This window comes from Nocardioides guangzhouensis, assembly GCF_004519545.1.
GTDB lineage: Bacteria > Actinomycetota > Actinomycetes > Propionibacteriales > Nocardioidaceae > Nocardioides > Nocardioides guangzhouensis.
In genome coordinates, this window is record NZ_SDKM01000017.1 from 38,812 (window position 1) to 59,055 (window position 20,244).

Consider the following 20,244-nt stretch of genomic DNA (forward strand, 5'->3'; position numbering starts at 1 on the left):
GGTGCGCCGGGTCAGGAGCGCGGCGGCGTCTCCTCGCCCATCAGCCAGGCGTCGAAGAAGGCGGTGAGCTCCTCGCCGGTCTCCTTCTCGATCCAGGAGAGGTACTCCTCACGGGTGGCGTTGCCGAGCCGCTTGACCGACGGCCACTTCCTCACCATCGCCCAGAACTCGTCGTCGCCGATCTTCTTCCGCAGCTCGTGCCACATCAGCGCCGGGCCGTAGTAGATGTTGCCCTGCCCGAACGTGGTCGGGTCGTAGTTGCCGGGCGGGCCGGACTCGGCGCGCATCCCGGACTCGGCGGACGCCCAGGTGTCCATCACGTCGTCGATCGACTGTCCGCCGCGGTCCGCCTCGAACTGCCCCTGGAGGTACATCGTCATGCCCTCGTTCATCCAGACGTCCTTCCAGTCGGTCGGCGTCACCAGGTCGCCGTACCACTGGTGGGTGATCTCGTGGACCAGCACCTCGGGCGAGGTGGTGTAGTCGGTGTCCCCGAGCGTGATCATGGTCTGGGTCTCCATGCCGCTCTCGGAGTCGACGACCAGGACACCGAGGGACTCGAAGGGGTACGTCCCGAGCTTCTTCTCGTTCCAGGCGAGCGCCTGCGGCGAGAACCGCACCGCGTCCAGCGAGGCCGGGTCGTCGGCGGGCGTCCAGTAGGTGATCGGGACGCCGCTGTCGCTCTCGTCCCGGGTCATCACCATGTCGCCGATTGCGATGGTCGTGAGGTACGACGCGGTGGGGGCGTCGAGGCTCCACTCGGTGACGGTCTTTCCGCGGACCCTCTCGCGGGACTGCAGCTGCCCGTTGGCCACCCCGACCCAGCCGCGGGGCGCGGTGATCGTGAAGTCGTAGAAGGCCTTGTCGGAGGGCTGGTCGTTGACCGGGTACCACGTGTAGGCGCCGTAGGGCTCCTGCATCGTCCAGACCTCGCCGTCGTCGGTGACCGTCCAGCCGGTGGTGTCGAAGTCGCTGCGGGTGGTGGGCGCGCTGGCCGGCTCGGGGGTGCCGGAGTACTCCACGACGAGGACGTAGGTGCCGTCCTTCTCGACCGGCGCCTGCACGACGAGGTCCTTGCCGTTGTGCTGGGTGTCGACCTCCTCGCCGTCGAGCGTGGCCTTGTCGACGACGAGCGGGTCGCCGAAGTCGAGCCGGAACTCCTCGGCGGTGGCGGTGGAGCGGAAGGCGAGCGTGGTGGTGCCGGTGAGGACCTGCTCGTCGGGGTCCCATGCGATGTCGAGGTGGTAGTGCAGCGCGTCCACGCCCGGGTCGCCGACGTTGGGGTAGAGGCTGTCCTCGAGGGGCCGGCTCCGGGCGGGTTCGTACGCCGGGTCGTCCGGGTCGACGTCAGCCGCAGCGGGGTCGGCAGGGGTGTCGGTGGTCGACGGGCTGGACTCGTCGGCCGGTTCCCCGGCCGCGGCCTCCTTGTCGTCGTTGCCGGACAGGCTGACCACGAGGACGACCGCGCCCACCACGAGCACGACGGCGGCGACGATCGCCCACAGCCTGGTCCTCAACGCGTCCCCCTTGGAATCGGTCACCTCTTCCTACCCCACCCCGGGGCGATCCGAACCCCGGATTCGCATGACGGATCGGTCCTCGGGGGGCGGCACGGCCTCACTCGAGCTCGAGGGAGAGCAGCGCCACCTGGTGACCGGGCTCGCCCCGGGTCCCGACGTCGACGTAGCCCCGGCCGCGGTGGAAGGCCAGCGACGGCTCGTTGGGTGGCTCGCTGTTGACCTCGAGCACCATCCGCCCGTGCGGCACGGCGGACCGCTCCAGCTCGTCGTACGCCGCGGCGCCGAGGCCGCGCCGGCGGAACGAGTCGTCGATCACGACCCGGTCGAGGTAGTAGAAGGCCGGCCCGTAGCGCTCGGTGAACCAGGCGTAGTTGAGGCCGTCGTAGTCGGTGCCGGGGGCGAACGTGATCACGAACCCGGCCGGGTCCCCGTCGACCTCGATGACGTCGCCGCGGTCGGCCCGGTCGAGCAGGTAGCCCAGCCGGTCGCCGTCCAGCGGGGCGAGCAGTTCCACGTTGCGCTCGTTGAGCGCGAGCACGAACGCGTGGTCGTCGGAGGTGATCGGTCGGAGTCGCACCTCCCCAGCCTACGGAGGGGCCTCAGCCCAGGGCGGAGCCGACCACCTCGCGGGCCTCGGCCTGGACCTGGGCCAGGTGGTCGGGTCCGCGGAACGACTCCGCGTAGATCTTGTAGACGTCCTCGGTGCCGGACGGCCGGGCCGCGAACCACGCCGACTCGGTGGTGACCTTGAGCCCGCCGATCCGGGCGCCGTTGCCGGGGGCCTCGGTCAGCCGCGAGGTGATCTCCTCGCCGGCCAGGGACGTCGCGGTCACGTCCTCCGGGGACAGTGCGCCGAGCCGGGCCTTCTGCACGCGGTCGGCGGGCGCGTCCACCCGGGCGTACGCCGGGTCGCCGTGCTCGGAGACCAGCCGCCGGTAGTGCTCGCTCGGGGTGGCCTCGGTGGTGGCCAGGATCTCCGACGCCAGCAGGGCCAGCAGGATGCCGTCCTTGTCGGTGGTCCAGGTGGAGCCGTCGCGGCGCAGGAACGACGCCCCGGCCGACTCCTCGCCGCCGAACCCGAAGGACCCGTCGATGAGCCCGGGCACGAACCACTTGAACCCGACCGGCACCTCGACCAGCGGCTTGCCCAGCGACGCCGCGACCCGGTCGATCATCGACGAGGAGACCAGGGTCTTGCCGATCCGGGCGGTGTCCGGCCAGTCCGGCCGGTGCCCGCCGAACAGGTAGCCGATGGCGACCGCGAGGAAGTGGTTGGGGTTCATCAGCCCGCCGTCGGGGGTGACGATGCCGTGCCGGTCGGCGTCGGCGTCGTTGCCGGTGGCGACGGCGTACTCGTCCTTGCGGTGGATCAGCGAGGCCATCGCCGACGGCGAGGAGCAGTCCATCCGGATCTTGCCGTCCCAGTCGAGGGTCATGAACCGCCAGGTCGGGTCGACCAGCGGGTTCACCACGGTGAGGTCGATCTTGTGGTGGTCGGCGATTGCGGCCCAGTAGTCGACGCTGGCGCCGCCCAGCGGGTCGGCGCCGATCCGGACCCCGGCCTCGCGGATCGCGTCGATGTCGAGCACGGTCGGCAGGTCGTCGACGTAGTGCCCCAGGAAGTCGTACGGCGCGGCGTGCCGGCGGGCGCGCGAGAACGGCGTCATCCGCACGTCGCGGAGGTTTCCGGCGATCAGCTCGTTGGCCCGTTTGGCGATGACGGAGGTGGCGTCGGTGTCGGCAGGACCGCCGTGCGGCGGGTTGTACTTGAAGCCGCCGTCGCTGGGCGGGTTGTGCGACGGGGTGACCACGATCCCGTCCGCCAGCCCCGTGGTCTTGCCCCGGTTCGCGCGCAGGATCGCGTGCGAGACCGCCGGGGTCGGCGTCCAGGCGTCGCGGTCGTCGACCAGCACGGTGACGTCGTTCGCTGCGAGCACCTCGAGGGCGGTCGACCAGGCCGGCTCGGAGAGCCCGTGGGTGTCGCGGCCGAGGAACAGCGGGCCGTCGACTCCCTGCTGGGCGCGGTAGTCGCAGATCGCCTGTGTGGTGGCGAGGATGTGCGCCTCGTTGAACGAGGTCTTCAGGGACGTCCCACGGTGTCCGCTGGTGCCGAACGCGACCTGCTGGTCCAGCACGTCGGGGTCGGGGACCCCCGTGTAGTAGGCGGTCACCAGGTGGGCGACGTCGACGAGGTCTCCGGGCTCGGTCGGCTGCCCGGCGCGACTGCCCCCCTGACTGTCTGTGCTGTCGGACATGCCGCCATCATGCTCCGACCGGTGGGCGTGGGGCGAGGGCCCATCCGGGCCGTCTCACCCCGAGGACCACTCGCCGGGGCCCTCACGGCCAGGTGAGATCCACGGTCTTCTCGCTCAGCTCCCACAGCGAACGCTGTGCGTCCCGGTCGCGGGACAGGCGCGTCGAGGTGACCACGTGCGGCGCACCGCGCCACTCGCCGGGACCGCGCGGGCCGACGTACGAGCCTCCGGGGAGGGCCGCGGTCGCCGCCATCAGGATCGGCTGGGCGCCGGCCTCCGCGGACTGGGCGGTGGCCCGCATCGCGGCGTCGAGGATGCTGGTCAGGCCGCCCGAGGACCGCAGCGTCTGTCCCCACGACAGGAGGTGCGTGGCGGAGTAGCCGGGGTGCGCCGCGACCGCGGTCACCCGCAGCCCGGCCTCGCGCAGCCGCCGGTCGAGCTCGTAGGTGAAGAGCAGGTTGGCCAGCTTGGTCTGGCAGTAGACCGGCCAGCGCTGGTAGCGGCCGGGTGCGGCCTGCGGGTCGCCCAGCGGCGCGGAGCGGGCCAGGCGGTGCCCGTTCGAGGACACCGTGACCACCCGGCCGCCGCCGGAGGCGACCAGCCGGGGGAGCAGCAGCCCGGCGAGCAGGAACGGCCCGAAGTGGTTGGTGGCCATCTGGAGCTCGAGGCCGTCGACGGTGCGGCGGTACGGCGTCGCCATCACGCCGGCGTTGCTGACCAGCACGTCGACCGGGCCGAGCCGGTCGGCGTCGTCGGCCGCGCGGCGGACCGATCCGAGGTCGGCGAGGTCGACGAGCAGCCGGTCGAGGTCCGCGTCGGGCACCGCCCGCCGGAGCGCGGCCTCGGTGTCGTCGAGCTTGTCGGGGTTGCGCGCCGCGAGCACGACCCGGGCCCCGTTCCGGGCCAGCTCCAGCGCGACCTCGCGGCCCAGGCCGCTGGTGCTGCCGGTGACCACGAACGTGCGCCCCGTCTGGTCGCCGATGTCGTCCCGGCTCCACCCGGACGAGCGGCCGGACCACCCGGCCGACGGGGTCACGGGGTGACCGCGAACGAGTCGAGCACGGCCCGGCCGAGCTCCTCGTCGCCGGTGACCTCGGCACGGGTCGGGGCACGCCGCCCGCCGGCGACCACGACGAAGTCCTCGCGGTCCAGCCGGATGCGGACGGTCGGGTGGGCCGGCGGGTCGACCGGGCGGGCCCGCCCGTCGTCGCCCACCCGCACGGCGTACGGCGCGCTGCCGGCGACGTCGAGCACGACCGTGGTGCCGGCCGGCGGAGCGACCCGCTTGCCGACCACGAGCCCGAGACTCTCGACGAGGTAGTCGGCGGTGTGCTGGGCGGCCACCGAGTCGAGGCCGCCGGGGAGGCCGACCGCCCGGCGCACGTCCTGCTCGTGCATCCACACGTCCAGCGGACGGTTGCGCAGCAGCCGCTCCCAGCTCCAGCCGATGCCGCCGAAGATGCGCTCGGGTGTGGCCCCGGGATCGGTCGGCGGGTCGGCGAGCAGCGCGGTGTGCCGGCTGGTCGCGGCCTCCCGGATCTCGGTGATCAGCTCGTCGGGGCTGCGGTCGCGGCGGGCCACCACGCCCTGCTCGGTGTAGAGGCCCATGAGGCCGGTGACGTGTGCCGGCGTCCCCACGTCGACGGTCTCCTCCGGCGCCCCGGACAGCACCCCCTCGAGGTGCGCGATGTGCGCCGCCACGGCGTGCACGTCCCATCCCGGCAGGTCGGTGGGGGCGTCCCAGGCGTCGGCGGGCACCGCCTCGAGGACCTTGGTGAAGTCGTCGACCGCGTGCCACCAGACGTCGACGTACGTCGCGAGGCGGGCGGCCCCGTCGTCGTCCGGTGCGTCGCTGGTGGGCTGCGTATCGCTCGGGACGTCCCGGGATGCCGTCTCGCTCGTCATGCAGGCGATGCTAGTCACCCGCCGGGCGCGGACCGCCGGCCCCGGGGTGCTGGAGGGCGGTGACCGCCGAAGAGGACCCCGGCGGTGCTCTGCTCTAGGGTGGGTTGGCCATCGAAGACCTATGGAGGAGTCGCCACGTGGAGCAGCCATCGGGGCTGACGGAACCGGCGACGCCGGACCCGAAGTCGTTCACCTACTCGCTCGTGGTCCCGGTGTTCAACAGCGAAGGCGTCGTCGGCAGCACGGTCGACCGGATCGTCGAGGTGTTCGAGGGCGCCGGGCTGCGCTACCAGCTGGTGTTGGTCAACGACGGCAGCCGTGACCGCAGCTGGGAGGTCATCGCCGCCAAGGCCCGGGCCAACCCCCACGTCGTCGCGCTGAACCTCCTGCAGAACTACGGGCAGCACCAGGCCAACCTGGCCGGCTTCCGCGAGGCCACCGGCGACTTCGTGATCACCCTCGACGACGACATGCAGAACCCGCCCGACCAGGCGCTGGTGCTCATCGACGAGGCCATGAAGGGCTGGGACGTCGTCTTCGGCCGGTTCGAGCGCAAGCAGGCGGCCGGCTACCGCCGCCTCGGGACCCAGGCGATCTCGATGATCAACCGCCGGGTCTTCGGGCAGCCGCCCGAGCTCACCGTGTCCAACTTCCGGATCCTGCGCCGCGGCGTGGTCGACCGGATCTGCGCCTCCCGCACCGCGCACCCCTACATCACCGGTCAGGCGCTGATGTACTCCAGCTCCCGCACGGACGTGCTGGTCCGGCACGAGCCCCGGCCGGTGGGGTCCAGCAACTACTCGCTGGCCCGGATCCTCCGGCTGGTGCTGACCATCCTGTTCAGCTACTCGTCGTGGCCGCTGCGCGCGGCCGCGCTGACCGGCTTCGGGATCGCGTTCCTCAGCTTCCTGCTCGGCGTCTTCTACCTCGTCCGGTCGTTCTTCGTGGACACCAACGTCGAGGGATGGACCACGATCATCGTGCTGCTCGCCATGTTCAACGGCATCATCATCGCGCTGCTCTCCATGCTGGGCGAGTACGTCGTCCGCACCCTCAACGCGGTCAGCGCCCAGGACGTCTACCACGTGCGGGAGCGGGTGGGCGCGTGACCCGGCACCTCCTGGTGATCGGGGCGCAGCGCAGCGGGACGACGTACCTCCACTCCCTGCTGGAGGCCCACCCCGCGATCGCGATGGCGCAGCCGTCCCGTCCGGAGCCGAAGGTCTTCCTGTCCGACGAGCTCACCGATCGCGGCCTCGACTGGTACCGCGCGACGTACTTCGCCCACGTCGCCGACGAGACCGTGCTCGGCGACAAGAGCACCAGCTACATCGAGGACCCGCTCGCCCCGGCCCGCGCCGCGCGGATGCTGGGCGTTCCGTTCGTGGTCGCGCTGCTGCGCGACCCGGTGACCCGCGCGGTGTCCAACTGGCGGTTCAGCACCGACAACGGGTTCGAGAACCGTGGCCTGGTCGAGGCCCTCACCGACTGCCTCGACGAGGCCGCCGCCGGCGAGTGGGACCGGGCGACCACGTCGGTCTCGCCGTTCGCCTACCTCGTCCGCGGTCGCTACGCGGACCACCTGCGGCCCTGGCTCGACGCGTTCCCGCAGACCAGCCACGTCCTGTTCACCGACGAGCTGCTCGGGGACCCGGCGGTGATCCGTCGCCTGTACGCCGACCTCGGCGTCGACCCCGGCTTCGTGCCGCCCGGGCGCGACGAGGTGGTCAACGAGAGCGAGGAGCCGGCCCCGGACCTCCCCGAGGAGCTGCTCAGGCGGCTCAGGGAATACTTTGCAGACAGCGACGACGCCCTGGCACGTCTGTGCGGGCGTCGTCCGCCGTGGACCAGCGATGGAGGAAGTGACACCCATGGGGCCGACTGAGACCCCCGACCTGCCGATGATCCCGTTCAACCGGCCCGCGCTCGAGGGCCGCGAGCTCGACTACGTCCGGGAGTCGATGCTCAGCGGCCACCAGTCGTCCGGAGGCGAGTTCGGCAGGAAGGCGATGGCGATCCTCGCCGAGGAGACCGGCGCCGAGGACGTCCTCCTGACCACCTCCTGCACGTCCGCGCTCGAGCTGTCCGCGATGCTGCTCGACCTCGGGCCCGACGACACCGTCATCGTCCCGTCGTTCACGTTCACCACGAGCGCCCTGGCGTTCGCGAGGCAGGGCGCCCGGCTGCTGTTCTGCGACATCGAGCCGCACACCCTGGGGATCGACGCGGAGCACCTCGCCAGCCTCATCGACGACAGCGTCAAGGCCGTCGTGGTCGTGCACTACGCCGGCATCGCGTGCGACCTCGAGGGCGTGCAGAAGGTGCTCGCCGACCACCCCGGGGTGACGCTGGTCGAGGACAACGCGCACTCGCTGTTCGGCACCTGGCGCGACCGTCCGCTCGGCAGCTACGGCCGGTTCGCGGCGCAGAGCTTCCACGACACCAAGAACTTCATCTGCGGTGAAGGCGGCGCGCTGCTGCTCAACGAGGCTCGCGACGTCGACCGGGCCCGGGTGCTCTACGACAAGGGCACCAACCGGAGGGCGTTCCTGCTCGGCCAGGTCGACAAGTACTCCTGGAAGGACACCGGGTCGTCCTTCGGGCTGTCCGACGTGCTCGCCGCCTACCTCCTCGCGCAGCTCGAGCAGCGGGAGGTCATCCAGGCCAAGCGGAAGGCGGTGTGGGACCGCTACCACGAGGCGCTCGCGCCGTACGCCGACGAGCACGGGTTCACGATCATGGAGACGCCGGCCGAGCGGACCTCGGCGTACCACATGTTCTACGTGCTGCTCGACTCCCACGAGCGCCGCAACGCGGTGCTCGGCTCGCTGCGCGAGGGCGGCGTCCAGGCGACGTTCCACTACGTTCCGCTGCACAGCTCGGACGCCGGCCGGATGTTCGCGCTCCGCGAGACCGCGTGTCCGGTCACCGATGACGTGAGCGGACGCTTGCTTCGGCTGCCGTTCTACAACAACCTGTCCGGTGAGGACGCCGACCGTGTGGTCGAGACGTTCCTCGCGTCCCTGTCCGCGAGCGCGCCCGTCTGACGCGAGCGCCCTGCCCGAGGAGCCCATGGTCGAGCACCTGCAGCGAGGATCCGCCTCTCTCCGCGAGCCCGGCTACTGGTGGTACCGCGCCCGGGCCAGGCTGCTCGAGTCGGTGCTCGGTGGCTATCTCGGAGATCCCGGCCTGGTGCTCGACGTCGGCAGCGCCGACGGTCCGAGCGTCGGCTGGATGAAGCGGGTCGGCCAGCGCTACGCGCTCGACATCCACCCCGGCGGGCTGGAGGCCGGCCACGGAGTCTGCGGCACGGCGACGGCGCTGCCGTTCCGGGACCGGACGTTCGACGTGGTGGCCGCGTTCGACGTGGTCGAGCACTGCCAGGACGAGGCGCGTGCGGTCGCCGAGCTGCACCGCGTCCTCCGGCCCGGTGGCCGGCTGCTGCTGTCGGTCCCGGCGTACCAGTGGGCCTGGTCCGACCACGACGTGCGCGCCGGGCACTACCGGCGCTACACGCGACGCCGGATCGTCCGGGCGGTGGAGCGCTCCGGGCTGCGGGTCGAGCGGTCGACGTACGCCTTCTCCGCGGTGTTCCCGCTCTTCGTCGCCGAGCGGGTGGTGCGCAAGGCCCGCGAGCGCACCGGGCGGGCCGCGCCGCCCGGCCTGACGCCGGTCTCCCCGGCTCTCGACCGGGTGCTCACCTCGCTGTCGCGGGCGGAGGCCCGGGTGCTGCTGCGACGCGACCTGCCGTTCGGCTCGTCGGTCCTGCTCGCGGCGGTCAAGCCGCGCTGACCGCCCGTTCGCGCGGCAGCAGCACGAGCAGGACGGCGGTCGCCGCCGCCTCGGCCACGACGAAGGCGGCCACCGTGCGGTCCAGCGGCGAGGCGTCCGCCATCAGCAGGTAGGCCACCACGGCCGCCACCACGGCCAGCGCCCAGGCCGACGCCACCCGGGCCGGACGGTCGTGGGCGAGCAGGTCGACCATGGTGACCAGGTTCAGCACGGCCAGGGTGCAGGCCAGGGCGACGAAGCCGCACAGGTGGGCGGACAGGCTCACCGCCTCGCCGAAGACCAGGTGCAGCAGCCACGGGCCCAGGAACCAGCCCACCGCGAAGGCCGGGGCGAGCACCAGCACCGTGCCGCCGAGCAGCACCCGCCGGATCCGGGTCAGGGCGACGGTGTGCCCCTCCACCACGAGCTGGGTCATCCGGACGGTCAGGGAGACGACGCTGCCCTGGACGAGGATGTACGGCGCGCGGAACAGCGCGAGCGCCGCGAACAGGGACGTGATCTGCTCGGGCGACCCCCCGGCGAGCGCCAGCACGACCGGGCCGGCCGAGAGCGCGACCTGGGCGGTCAGCTGGGACGCGCCGGCCCCGGCCAGGAACGCGAACGGCCGCGAGGTGGGCTCGACCCGGCCGCTGCGGTCGAACCGGAGCGCACCGGGCCAGATCAGCGACGCGTAGTGCCCGACGACCAGCGCCACGCCGTACGCGACGGGGTCGTCGACGCCGGTGACCGCGAGCACGCCCACGATCAGGCACCGCACGCCGTTCTCGACGACCAGGCTGCCCGCGACCGCGACGAACCGCTGCTGGGCGCTGAGGCCGCCGCGCACCAGGCCGATCGTCGCCGAGCCGAGCGTGGTGAGCAGCACCAGCAGCGGGAACCACGGAGCCTCGCTGTGGAAGAGGTCCTCCCGGAGCAGCCAGGCCACCACCCCGGTGGCCAGCGAGATCCCGAGGATCACCAGCAGCACGTGCGGGAGCGCGGCCCGCACGCTGGCTCCGCCGTGGGCGGACACCGTCCGTGCCACCCAGTGCTGCAGCGGGAAGGTCATGGCGGCGCTGGTGAACGTCCACCAGGTCCACAGCACCGAGACGGGTGCCGCTCCCTCGGCGCCGAGGGCGCGGGTGGACACCGCGAACACGACGTACGCGAGGATCCCGCTGACGGCTGAACCGGCGGCCAGCAGCGCGGCTCCGCGTCGCGCCGTCACGGGGCCCGGTCGACGGCCGGGCCCGCCCCTCTGGCGCAGGGGTTGGCCTCGGCCAGCCGGGCCAGCGTCTCCTCACCCAGCGACCGCCTGGCGAGCCACCTCCAGCCCGGCGCACAGCCCACCCGTTGGTAGTCGTCGGCGAGCGCGCGGCGCCAGGCGTTGCCGCCCGTCTTGCCGAGCGCGATGAGGTCGGGCTGCCTCTCCAGGATCCAGGCCCGGTATCCGTCGACGCCGCCCGGCCAGGTGTCGTCGAGGTAGGCCAGCAGGCCGTTGGAGAACATCTGGTACTTGCTGGGGTTGTGGCGGCCCGCGAGCACCAGCGGCTGCGGCGCCTGGACGGAGAACATGGTGGCGTCGGGCAGCACCCGCAAGGTCCGGGCGACGGAGGCGCGCTGGACGTCGAGCCGGTCGCTGCGGCCGTCGAGCGAGAGCCCCAGCGCCAGCCCGGTGGTCGCCAGCGACCACACCAGGGTGGTGACCAGGACGGCACGCACCGGCAGCCGGTGGAGCGTCAGGGCGAGCATCCCGCCGATCCCGAGAGCGGCGAACGGCAGCAGGGGGAAGGCGTCGGGCCAGCCGTCGAAGTCCCGCATCGTCCACAGGGTGCCCACCAGCACCGCGGGGCCGAGTGCCACGACGGTGGCGGCGGGGCCGTCCTCCGGGAGCCGCCGCCAGCCCCGGGCGCCGAGGGCCGCTACCACGACCATCGCGACCAGCCCCACCAGGATCAGCCAGACCGAGGCGCCGTACCCGCGCAGCAGGTTGTCCCAGGCGAAGGAGAGCTTCGCGGACGACATAGGCTGGGCCGGTGTGTAGCGCAGGTTGATGACCACGAACGCGTCAACGAAGTCCCGCACCGCGCCGACCGCGACGAAGTAGGCGACGAAGGCGGCCAGGGTGAGCAGCCCGCCGGCGGCCAGCCTCGCCGTCCCCCGCAGCAGGTCCCACTTCCGCAGCCCGAGGAGCAGCGCGCCCAGCGCCGCGGGTGCGCCGACGAAGAACGCGATCTGGAGGCTCAGCGTGGCCAGGGCGAGGAAGACGCCGGCGAGCAGCCACCGCCGCCGCGCCAGGGCCCAGATCATGAGCACCAGGAACAGCACCATGGGGGTCTTCTCGCGCGGACCGTTCGAGGCGTACTCGATGAAGCCGTAGAACGCGAGGAAGGTGCAGGCCGAGGCCAGGGCCACCTGACGGGACGCGAACAGGGCGCGGGCAGCGACGTAGAGCGCGGACACCGTCGCCACCGAGAGCAGCAGGAACAGCATCCGCATGCCGACCAGGTCGTCGATGCCGACGACCCGGGCAGCCGCCGCACCCAGGCCCGGCAGCAGGTGGGCGAGCGGGCCGGCCCGGTTGAGCATCTCGACGTACGGCGGGTTGCCGTCGGCCACCATCTGGCCGGCATAGGCGTAGACCGCGAGGTCCCGGGAGAGCGCGCCGCGCCAGCCGTGGAGGAGGTAGACCGCGAGGGCGGCGACGGTGACCGCGAGCAGCAGCGGATCGATCCGGAGCCGCGCGGACCGTTCGGCATCCGGAGGCACAGTCTCACTTTCTCCACGTGGGCAGGACGGCGGCCATGATAGCCGCCGGAGCCGGACCGGCCCCGGCCGGCAAGGGCGTGGCTGGCACACTCGGCGGGTGAGCCCGTCCTCCGCCGCCCGCCCCGGTGTCAGCGCACGTGTCCGCGCCCCCGAGCTCGCCGGCCGGGGGTGGCTGAACACCGCCGGGCCGGTGCGGCTTCGCGACCTGCGCGGCCGGTTCGTGCTGCTCGACTTCTGGACCTTCTGCTGCATCAACTGCCTGCACGTGCTCGACGAGCTGCGCCCCGTGGAGGAGGCGTACGCCGACGAGCTGGTCATGGTGGGGGTGCACTCGCCGAAGTTCGTCCACGAGGCCGACCCGCAGGCGCTGGCGGCTGCTGTCGAGCGCTACGAGGTCCACCACCCGGTCCTCGACGATCCCGACCTCACCACCTGGCAGGCGTACGCCGCCCGGGCCTGGCCGACGCTCGTGCTCGTCGACCCGGAGGGGTACGTCGTCGCGCACTACGCCGGCGAGGGCCACGCGCACGCGATCGGCGCCCTGCTCGCCGAGCTGGTCGCCGAGCACCGCGAGCGCGGCACCCTCCAGCCCGGCGATTCGCCGTACGTCGCGCCGGAGCCGGGCGAGACCGACCTGCGCTTCCCGGCCAAGGCGGTCGCCCTGCCCGACGGGCACCTGCTGGTCGCCGACGCCGGCCGCCACGCGCTGGTCGAGCTGGGCGGGGCGAGGGTCGTGCGCCGGATCGGGGACGGCGTGCGCGGGCTGGTCGACGGGACCTCTCCCCGCTTCAGCGAGCCGAACGGGCTGTGCCTGCTGCCTCCAGAGGTGGCCGCCGAGGTCGGCTACGACCTGGTGGTCGCGGACACCGTCAACCACGCGCTGCGCGGCGTGGTGCTCGCGACCGGTGAGACCCGCACCCTGGCCGGCGACGGCCACCCGTGGTTCCAGGGAGACCCTGCACCCCGGTCCGCGCCCGGTCCGGTGGTCGAGGAGGGCGAGGAACGAGCCCGCCTCGAGACCTCCACCCGACTCTCGAGCCCCTGGGACGTCGCCTGGTGGCAGGAGCGGGTCTGGGTGGCGATGGCCGGCATCCACCAGCTCTGGACGTTCGACCCGCGCACCGGCGACGTCGCGGCCGCGGCGGGCACCACCAACGAGGGCCTCGTCGACGGGCCGCTCGCGGACGCCTGGTTCGCTCAACCCTCGGGCCTGGTCCCGGACGGCGACCGGCTCTGGCTCGCCGACGCGGAGACCTCGGCGCTGCGGTTCGTCGCCGACGGCGCCGTGACCACCGTGGTCGGGCACGGGCTCTTCGACTTCGGTTTCCGCGACGGCGACCGGGAGACGGCCCGGCTCCAGCACCCGCTCGGCGTCGGGCTGCTGCCGGACGGCGCCGTCGCGGTGACCGACACCTACAACGGCGCCGTACGCCGCTTCGACCCGGCGACCGGACTGCTGTCGACGCTCGCCTCGGGCCTCGAGGAGCCCTCCGGTGTGGTGGTGGCCGGTGGCCGGCTGCACGTCGTGGAGTCGGCCGCCCACACGGTCACCGAGGTCGACCCGGCCGCGGCCGCGGGCGCGCATGAGGAGTTCGCGGCCGCCACCCAGCGCCCCACGACCGACGTGGCCGCCGGGCTGGTCCTGGACGTGACCTTCACCCCGCCGCCGGGGCAGAAGGTCGACGAGCGGTTCGGGCCGGCCACCCAGCTCTTGGTGAGTGCCACGCCCGCCGCCCTGATCAAGGAGGGTGACGGCCGCACCACCGACCTGCGCCGCACGCTGGTGCTCGACCCGGCCGTCGGCGACGGCGTCCTGCACGTCGCCGCCCGGGCGGCGTCCTGCGACGCCGTCGGCGGCGAGGGGGCGGCCTGCCGGATGCACCAGCAGGACTGGGGGGTGCCGGTCCGGGTCACCACCGAGGGCGAGGCCCACCTCGTCCTCCCGCTCGGGGGAATGGATGTTGCGGAGGACGCACCCTAGACTCCACTGGTCCAGTCCGCTCCAGTCCGCGACTTCCGGGGGTTCGCGATGATCCGCCTGCCGATCGAGGGTGAGCACTTCGGACGCTACCGGCTGCTGCGCCTGCTCGGCCGGGGCGGCATGGGTGTCGTCTACCAGGCCCGCGACACCACGCTCGAACGCGAGGTCGCGCTCAAGCTGGTGGTCCCGCACCTCGCCGGCGACGAGGGCTTTCGCGCCCGCTTCCAGCACGAGGCCGCGGTGCTGGCCCGGCTCGACTCCCCGCGCATCGTGCGCATCTACGACCACGGCGAGCACGACGGGATGCTCTACCTCGTCACCCAGCTCGTCCGGGGCGGCGACCTGCTCCGACTGATCCAGCGCGAGGGCAGCCTGCCGCCTGCCCTCGCGACGAACGTGATGGCGCAGGCCGTCGAGGGCCTGTGCGACGCCCACGCGGTCGGCGTCGTCCACCGCGACATCAAGCCCGCCAACGTGCTGCTGCGCGAGCGCGGCCGCGAGCTCGAGGCGTTCCTCTGCGACTTCGGCATCGCCACCACCCCCGGCGCCGACCTGTCCTGCACCGGCACCGTCGCCGGCTCGCTGCCCTACATGGCCCCGGAGCGGCACCAGGGCGAGGACGCCGGCGAGCAGGGCGACGTCTACGCCGCGGGCTGCCTGTTCTGGCACGCCCTGACCGGCACCGCGCCGTACGCCGGCTCGGACGTCGAGGTCGCCATGGCCCACCTCCAGGCGGCGATCCCGCAGCTGCCCGGCAAGGACGCCTACAGCTCGGCGGTCAACGCGATCCTGCGCAGGGCGATGGCCAAGGACCGCGCCAGGCGCTACCCCACCGCCCGCTCGCTGCACCGCGACCTCCTCGCTGCCGCCGCGCTGGCCCCGGACGCGATCACGCTGCCCGGCGCGACCGCGATCCGCCAGCAGGTCGTGCTCGGCACCCGGCGGCGCCGCTGGCTGCCCGCCACGGTCGTCGCCGCCGCCTCGCTCGCGGTGCTCGGGACGGCGGTCGTCGCCGGAGGTGCGATGGGTGGCTCCGACCGGCGGGAGAGTGCCGACGCGGCCGGCGGGATGCCCGGCACCACGGCCGCCGCGGTGGACGCCGCCCCGGTCATCGAGCGGCCGGTCCTGGTGCCGCGCAGCTCCCCGGTCGACCCGCCGACCTGGCGATTCGACGCCGTGGCGCCCCGCAGCGAACGACGCGACTCCGGGGACGGCCCGGTGCTCGAGGTGCCCGGCACCGACCCCGATCCCGGGCCGAGCCGCGCCCCGGAGCGGGACCGCAGCACCCGCTCGCCCCAGCCCGGACCGACCGAGACCCGGACCACCACGGCGCCGCCGGCGTACAGCTACCGCTGCTGGGACGGCACGAAGACCTACCGGTACGCCGACTGCACGGCGCCCACCGGCCGCAGCGGCGCCGCCTGGGTGTTCTCCAGCTTCGACGGCCTCGGCTGCTCGGCGTACGACGTGCAGGCCAGCGCGGACCGCGAGTCCTGGATCTGCGGCTACGGCAACGACAACTACATCACCTTCACCCGCTGGCGTGACCCCCAGTCAGCGAAGGCCTACTACCGCGAGTGGTTCAGCGCGAGCTACCTCACCCAGCGCGCGTGGTACCGCAGCGGCGTGCGGCACGGGGTCCACCTCTACGGGCGCCACGGCAGGTCCGGCAACCGCCGCTGGCGCGACGTCCACATCTACGAGAAGCAGCCCTGGACGGTGGCCGTGAACGCGACCTCCATGGACGCCCGCGACCGGGGCGTCGCCAAGGTGCGGGGCTACCGGCTCCCCAGCCGGCTCAAGGGCGTCCCCCTCTCCTGACCCGTTGAGTTGCGCCCCGCTGCTCGTCGAGTTGCGCCTCCCGAGGTGTTCAGCCGCGCCTCGCTGCGCGTGTGGGGCCCCCGGAACGCGGTCGGGCCCCGCACCCCCAGGGGTGCGGGGCCCGACTCGACGGCTCAGACGGTCGGCGGCGGGCGACGGTCGTCGACCACCGTCGTGCGACGCGTGCGCTGCTGGTTCATGACCAGCGCGAGCACGATCGCCAGCACGCCGACGACGATGAAGATCCAGCCCAGCGTGTCCGAGGCGATCGCGTTGTCGATGGCCGCCGGCAGGTCGATCGCGCCGAGCGCCAGGATCAGCCCGATGACCAGCAGGACGATGCCGATTCCGATACCCATCACAGACTCCTTCGTGTCGTGGTGAACCGAGACCCTCGAGACGACGTACCCCATCCCGGCGCTCTCGAATCGTGACGGGTGAGTCGTGCTGGTCTCACTCGTCCACTGCCGGCTTCGTGTGGTCAGCGGCGGGTACGCCGGGTCAGAACGCGTCCTCGGAGAGGTCCATCACGGACAGGTCGACCGACTCGGCGATCGCGCGCTCCGCGGAGACCTTCGGCAGCACGGTCTGCGCGAAGAACTGCGCAGCGGCGACCTTGCCCTCGTAGAACGCCTGGTCCTTGCCGGCCGTGCCGTCGAGCTTCTCGAGCGCGATCTCGGCCTGGCGCAGCATCAGCCAGGAGCAGACGATGTCGCCGAGCACCATCAGCAGGCGGCTGGAGTTCAGCCCCACCTTGTAGATGTTGCGCAGGTCGCCGCCCTCGGCGTTGACGTCCGCCGACATCAGGTCGTTGATCATCCGGCCGACGATCGCGTTGCCGTCCTCGAGCGCGGTCTTCAGCAGCTCCCGCTCGACCTTGAGGCGGCCGTTGCCGCCCTCGGACTGGAGGAACTTCTCGATCTCGCCGGCGAGGAAGCCCAGCGCCTGGGCCTGGTCCTTGACGATCTTGCGGAAGAACAGGTCCTGGCCCTGGATCGCGGTGGTGCCCTCGTAGAGGGTGTCGATCTTCGCGTCGCGGACGTACTGCTCGATGGGGTACTCCTGCAGGAAGCCGGAGCCACCGAAGGTCTGCAGCGACTCGGTGCCGAGCAGCACCCACGAGCGCTCGGAGCCGTAGCCCTTCACGATGGGGAGCAGCAGGTCGTTGACCTTCTCCGCGAGCTCGTCGCGCTCTCCGGCGTGCTCGGCCAGCTGCACCTTGTCCTGCCAGGACGCGGTGTAGAGGACCAGCGCGCGCATCGCCTCGGCGAACGACTTCTGCGTGAGCAGCGAGCGGCGCACGTCGGGGTGGTGGGTGATCGTCACCCGCGGCGCGGTCTTGTCCGCGGCCTGGGTGAGGTCCGCGCCCTGAACGCGGCTCCTGGCGTACTCGAGTGCGTTCAGGTAGCCGGTCGAGAGCGTCGCGATGGCCTTGGTACCGACCATCATCCGGGCGTTCTCGATGACCTGGAACATCTGCGCGATGCCGTTGTGCACCTCGCCGAGCAGCCAGCCCCTCGCCGGCTCGCCGCCGCCGACACCCGGGTCGCCGAAGGTGACCTCGCAGGTGTTGGAGACCTTGATGCCCATCTTGTGCTCAACGTTCGTGACGTAGACGCCGTTGCGCTCGCCGGTCAGCTCGCCGCTCTCGTGGTCGAAGTGGAGCTTCGGGACCAGGAACAGCGAGAGGCCCTTGGTGCCGGGGCCGCCGGCGCCCTCGACGCCCGAGGGGCGGGCCAGCACCAGGTGCATGATGTTCTCGCTGAGGTCGCTCTCACCGGAAGTGATGAAGCGCTTGACGCCCTCGATGTTCCAGGAGCCGTCGTCGTTGGGGGTGGCCTTGGTGCGGCCGGCGCCGACGTCGGAGCCGGCGTCCGGCTCGGTCAGGACCATGGTGGTGTTCCAGCCGCGCTCGACGATGATCTGCGCGATCCGCTTGTCGCGGTCGTTGCCGTTGCGGTGCACGACGCCCGCGAACGCCGGGCCGGCGCCGTACATCCAGACCGGGGCGTTGGAGCCGAGCACCAGCTCGCCGATCGACCAGATCAGGCTGGAGGGGGCGGGGGTGCCGCCGAGGTCCTCGGAGACCTGCAGACGCCAGTACTCCGCGTCCATCCAGGCGTGGTAGCTCTTCTTGAACGACTCCGAGACGGGGGCGGTGTGGGTCTCCGGGTCGAAGACGGGCGGGTTGCGGTCGCTGTCCTCGTACGACGCCGCGAGGTCCTCGCGGGCCAGCCGGTCGACCTCGGCGAGGATCGAGCGTGCGGTCTCGCCATCGACCTCCTCGAACGGTCCGCTGCCGAGGACCTCGTCGCGCCGGAGCACCTCGAAGAGGTTGAACTCGATGTCACGGAGGTTGCTCTTGTAGTGGCTCACTGCTCCACCTTCTCCACTCGGGGTCGTTTGTTACCGGAAGGTTCTACTCATCGGTAACAAGAACGATCATGCCTCGCTGAGGGCACGCACGCAAGCAACGTGGCCACCGCCACCGGTCTGGACCTTCGGTAGGGACCTCTCGAAGAGTCGCGTTCGCCCGCTCTGACCTCGCCGTCGGCGGGACCGAGCACCTCGCCGTCCACGTCGCCGTCGAGGGCCGCCCAACGGTCAGGGCGCGTCGAAGTGACCTAATCAGACAAACATGCTCTAATGAGTCGAGTTAATTGATTTGATCGCCAGAGTGCGCTTGGTCGCTGTGGGAGCGGCCGCACTCCGACGAAGGGACTGGCAGAACCATGCGCAAGCTCATCGTGCTCGCGTTCGTGGGCCTGGTCGCGCAGCTGATCGACGGCTCGCTCGGCATGGCGTACGGCGTGACCTCCTCGACCCTGTTGCTGGCCGCGGGCGTGGCCCCGGCCGCCGCTTCCGCCGCCGTGCACTTCTCCGAGATCGGCACCTCGCTGGTCTCCGGCTTCTCGCACCACAAGCTCGGCAACGTCGACTGGCGGACCGTCACCATCCTGGCCGTGCCCGGCTTCGTCGGCGCCTTCGCCGGCGCGACGTTCCTCGCCAGCCTGCCCGGCGACGAGGCCAAGCCCTGGGTGGCCGGCATCCTGCTCGGCCTCGGCATCTACGTGATCTACCGCTTCCTGCGCCTCGGCGGGCGACGGCCGCAGTTCAAGGCCCACCCCTCGCCGTACTTCCTCGCCCCGATGGGCGTCGTCGGCGGCGCCCTCGACTCCATCGGCGGCGGTGGCTGGGGCCCGGTCGGCACCACCACGCTGCTCTCGTCCGGCCGGCTCGAGCCCCGCAAGGTGGTCGGCTCCATCGACACCTCCGAGTTCGTGGTCGCGGTCGGCGGCTCGCTCGGCTTCCTGTTCGCGCTCGGCTCGCAGGGCATCGAGTGGGGGTACGCCGCGGCGCTGCTGGTCGGCGGTGTGGTCGCCGCCCCGGTCGCGGCGTGGCTGGTCAAGCACCTCGCTGCCCGGGTCCTCGGCGTCGCGGCCGGCGGCCTGATCATCCTCACCAACTCCAAGACCATCCTCGAGGCCCTCGGCGCCACCGGCGCCACGGTCGGCCTGGTCGCCGCGGTCCTCGCCGTCCTGTGGATCACCGGCATCGTCTGGGCGGTCGCCCAGGAGCGCCGCTCCCGCGAGGTCGCGGAGCTCGAGAAGGAGCTTGCCTCGGTCTGAGGCGGACCTCTCACCCACGGACCCGTCACCACGGGGACGCGCCGGTGTCGCGCACGACGCGGCACCGGTGCGTCGTGTCCGTATCGAGTGAGTTGGTCGACTTTTCTGAGACACTGGCGCCATGCGAGTGTCCGCGAAGTCCGACTACGCCCTCCGCGCCCTCATCGAGATGGCCGGGCGGGCCGACAGCTCACCGGTGAGCGCCGAGGAGCTCGGCCGCCTCCAGGACATCCCGCACGGTTTCCTCCAGGCGATCCTCGCCGACCTCCGCCGGGCCGGCGTCGTGGTCTCCCAGCGCGGCCAGTCGGGCGGCTGGCGCCTGGCCGGCAAGCCCGAGGCGATCAGCGTCGCCGACGTGATCCGCGCGGTGGACGGCCCGCTGGTCTCCGTCTACGGCCTGCGTCCCGAGGCGGTCACCTACAACGAGCGCGCCGACGTCCTCCAGCACGTGTGGATCGCCGCCCGTCGCTCGCTGCGCGACGTGTTCGAGCAGGTCACCATCGCCGACCTGGCCGCCCGCGAGCTGCCGGACGCGGTCACCTCCCGCACCGCCGACGAGGACGCCTGGCAGCCGCACTGACCGCCCGGCTGCC

17 protein-coding genes are annotated in these 20,244 nt (G+C 72.3%); 8 read left to right on the forward strand and 9 right to left on the reverse strand.

The window, feature by feature from the left end; translation table 11 throughout:
* Positions 1-11 precede the first annotated feature (11 nt).
* From EKO23_RS12735 to EKO23_RS12755, 5 genes are all read right to left on the reverse strand, one after another.
* On the reverse strand, positions 12-1,517 hold the full coding sequence (locus tag EKO23_RS12735; protein WP_167880452.1) for a M1 family metallopeptidase: 1,506 nt from the start codon (positions 1,515-1,517) through the stop codon (positions 12-14).
* Between the two features lie 100 nt (positions 1,518-1,617).
* Complete coding sequence (locus EKO23_RS12740; protein ID WP_134717835.1) at positions 1,618-2,097, reverse strand: GNAT family N-acetyltransferase; 480 nt, start codon at positions 2,095-2,097, stop codon at positions 1,618-1,620.
* Between the two features lie 22 nt (positions 2,098-2,119).
* Entirely contained in the window at positions 2,120-3,775 is a 1,656-nt protein-coding gene (gene pgm / locus EKO23_RS12745) for a phosphoglucomutase (alpha-D-glucose-1,6-bisphosphate-dependent) (protein ID WP_134717837.1), read from the reverse strand.
* Positions 3,776-3,857: 82 nt separating this feature from the next.
* The gene (locus EKO23_RS12750) at positions 3,858-4,811 is read right to left on the reverse strand and encodes an oxidoreductase (protein ID WP_134717839.1); all 954 of its coding nucleotides are present in this window, start codon (positions 4,809-4,811) and stop codon (positions 3,858-3,860) included.
* Positions 4,808-5,680: a maleylpyruvate isomerase family mycothiol-dependent enzyme gene (locus EKO23_RS12755; RefSeq protein WP_134717841.1), complete on the reverse strand. Its 873-nt coding sequence runs from the start codon at positions 5,678-5,680 to the stop codon at positions 4,808-4,810. The genes EKO23_RS12750 and EKO23_RS12755 overlap by 4 nt, the downstream gene beginning before the upstream one ends.
* Positions 5,681-5,817: 137 nt before the next feature.
* On the opposite strand from EKO23_RS12755, the gene EKO23_RS12760 reads away from it, so the two are divergent.
* From EKO23_RS12760 to EKO23_RS12775, 4 genes are read left to right on the forward strand one after another with little or no spacing between them, the layout of a single operon-like run.
* Positions 5,818-6,789: a glycosyltransferase family 2 protein gene (locus tag EKO23_RS12760; RefSeq protein ID WP_167880453.1), complete on the forward strand. Its 972-nt coding sequence runs from the start codon at positions 5,818-5,820 to the stop codon at positions 6,787-6,789.
* Positions 6,786-7,565, forward strand: a complete 780-nt coding sequence (locus tag EKO23_RS12765; RefSeq protein WP_167880454.1) for a sulfotransferase domain-containing protein — start codon at positions 6,786-6,788, stop codon at positions 7,563-7,565. Before EKO23_RS12760 ends, EKO23_RS12765 begins: the two co-directional genes overlap by 4 nt.
* Positions 7,552-8,727, forward strand: coding sequence for a dTDP-4-amino-4,6-dideoxygalactose transaminase (gene rffA / locus EKO23_RS12770; RefSeq protein ID WP_167880455.1), 1,176 nt, complete (start codon positions 7,552-7,554; stop codon positions 8,725-8,727). Before EKO23_RS12765 ends, rffA begins: the two co-directional genes overlap by 14 nt.
* Before the next feature lie 25 nt (positions 8,728-8,752).
* On the forward strand, positions 8,753-9,472 hold the full coding sequence (locus EKO23_RS12775) for a class I SAM-dependent methyltransferase (RefSeq protein WP_134717849.1): 720 nt from the start codon (positions 8,753-8,755) through the stop codon (positions 9,470-9,472).
* On the opposite strand, the gene EKO23_RS12780 is transcribed toward EKO23_RS12775, so the two are convergent.
* Both EKO23_RS12780 and EKO23_RS12785 read right to left on the reverse strand, forming a co-directional pair.
* Positions 9,459-10,679, reverse strand: coding sequence for a lipopolysaccharide biosynthesis protein (locus EKO23_RS12780; protein WP_134717851.1), 1,221 nt, complete (start codon positions 10,677-10,679; stop codon positions 9,459-9,461). The genes EKO23_RS12775 and EKO23_RS12780 overlap by 14 nt on opposite strands.
* Positions 10,676-12,220, reverse strand: a complete 1,545-nt coding sequence (locus tag EKO23_RS12785) for an ArnT family glycosyltransferase (protein WP_134717853.1) — start codon at positions 12,218-12,220, stop codon at positions 10,676-10,678. The genes EKO23_RS12780 and EKO23_RS12785 overlap by 4 nt, the downstream gene beginning before the upstream one ends.
* 97 nt (positions 12,221-12,317) lie before the next feature.
* Here EKO23_RS12785 and EKO23_RS12790 point away from each other — a divergent pair, with 97 nt between their 5' ends.
* Both EKO23_RS12790 and EKO23_RS12795 read left to right on the forward strand, forming a co-directional pair.
* Positions 12,318-14,201: an NHL domain-containing thioredoxin family protein gene (locus tag EKO23_RS12790; protein WP_134717855.1), complete on the forward strand. Its 1,884-nt coding sequence runs from the start codon at positions 12,318-12,320 to the stop codon at positions 14,199-14,201.
* 48 nt (positions 14,202-14,249) lie between these two features.
* Positions 14,250-16,022, forward strand: coding sequence for a serine/threonine-protein kinase (locus tag EKO23_RS12795; RefSeq protein ID WP_134717857.1), 1,773 nt, complete (start codon positions 14,250-14,252; stop codon positions 16,020-16,022).
* 134 nt (positions 16,023-16,156) lie between these two features.
* Here EKO23_RS12795 and EKO23_RS12800 read toward each other — a convergent pair whose 3' ends face one another.
* The gene (locus tag EKO23_RS12800; RefSeq protein ID WP_134717859.1) at positions 16,157-16,381 is read right to left on the reverse strand and encodes a DUF6458 family protein; all 225 of its coding nucleotides are present in this window, start codon (positions 16,379-16,381) and stop codon (positions 16,157-16,159) included.
* Positions 16,382-16,523: 142 nt separating this feature from the next.
* Positions 16,524-18,398 (reverse strand): acyl-CoA dehydrogenase, encoded by a 1,875-nt coding sequence (locus EKO23_RS12805; RefSeq protein WP_134717861.1) that lies wholly within the window; start codon positions 18,396-18,398, stop codon positions 16,524-16,526.
* A gap of 356 nt (positions 18,399-18,754) precedes the next feature.
* Here EKO23_RS12805 and EKO23_RS12810 point away from each other — a divergent pair, with 356 nt between their 5' ends.
* Positions 18,755-19,651: a sulfite exporter TauE/SafE family protein gene (locus EKO23_RS12810; RefSeq protein ID WP_134717863.1), complete on the forward strand. Its 897-nt coding sequence runs from the start codon at positions 18,755-18,757 to the stop codon at positions 19,649-19,651.
* Positions 19,652-19,772: 121 nt separating this feature from the next.
* Complete coding sequence (locus EKO23_RS12815) at positions 19,773-20,231, forward strand: RrF2 family transcriptional regulator (protein ID WP_134717865.1); 459 nt, start codon at positions 19,773-19,775, stop codon at positions 20,229-20,231.
* Positions 20,232-20,244: the final 13 nt, after the last annotated feature.

Bases quoted from the DNA above. Each gene is read 5' to 3' on its own strand.
- pgm (WP_134717837.1), bottom strand. From the start codon at position 3,775: ATGTCCGACAGCACAGACAGTCAGGGGGGCAGTCGCGCCGGGCAGCCG.
- EKO23_RS12755 (WP_134717841.1), bottom strand. From the start codon at position 5,680: ATGACGAGCGAGACGGCATCCCGGGACGTCCCGAGCGATACGCAGCCC.
- rffA (WP_167880455.1), top strand. From the start codon at position 7,552: ATGGGGCCGACTGAGACCCCCGACCTGCCGATGATCCCGTTCAACCGG.
- EKO23_RS12775 (WP_134717849.1), top strand. From the start codon at position 8,753: ATGGTCGAGCACCTGCAGCGAGGATCCGCCTCTCTCCGCGAGCCCGGC.
- EKO23_RS12795 (WP_134717857.1), top strand. From the start codon at position 14,250: ATGATCCGCCTGCCGATCGAGGGTGAGCACTTCGGACGCTACCGGCTG.
- EKO23_RS12800 (WP_134717859.1), bottom strand. From the start codon at position 16,381: ATGGGTATCGGAATCGGCATCGTCCTGCTGGTCATCGGGCTGATCCTG.
- EKO23_RS12810 (WP_134717863.1), top strand. From the start codon at position 18,755: ATGCGCAAGCTCATCGTGCTCGCGTTCGTGGGCCTGGTCGCGCAGCTG.
- EKO23_RS12815 (WP_134717865.1), top strand. From the start codon at position 19,773: ATGCGAGTGTCCGCGAAGTCCGACTACGCCCTCCGCGCCCTCATCGAG.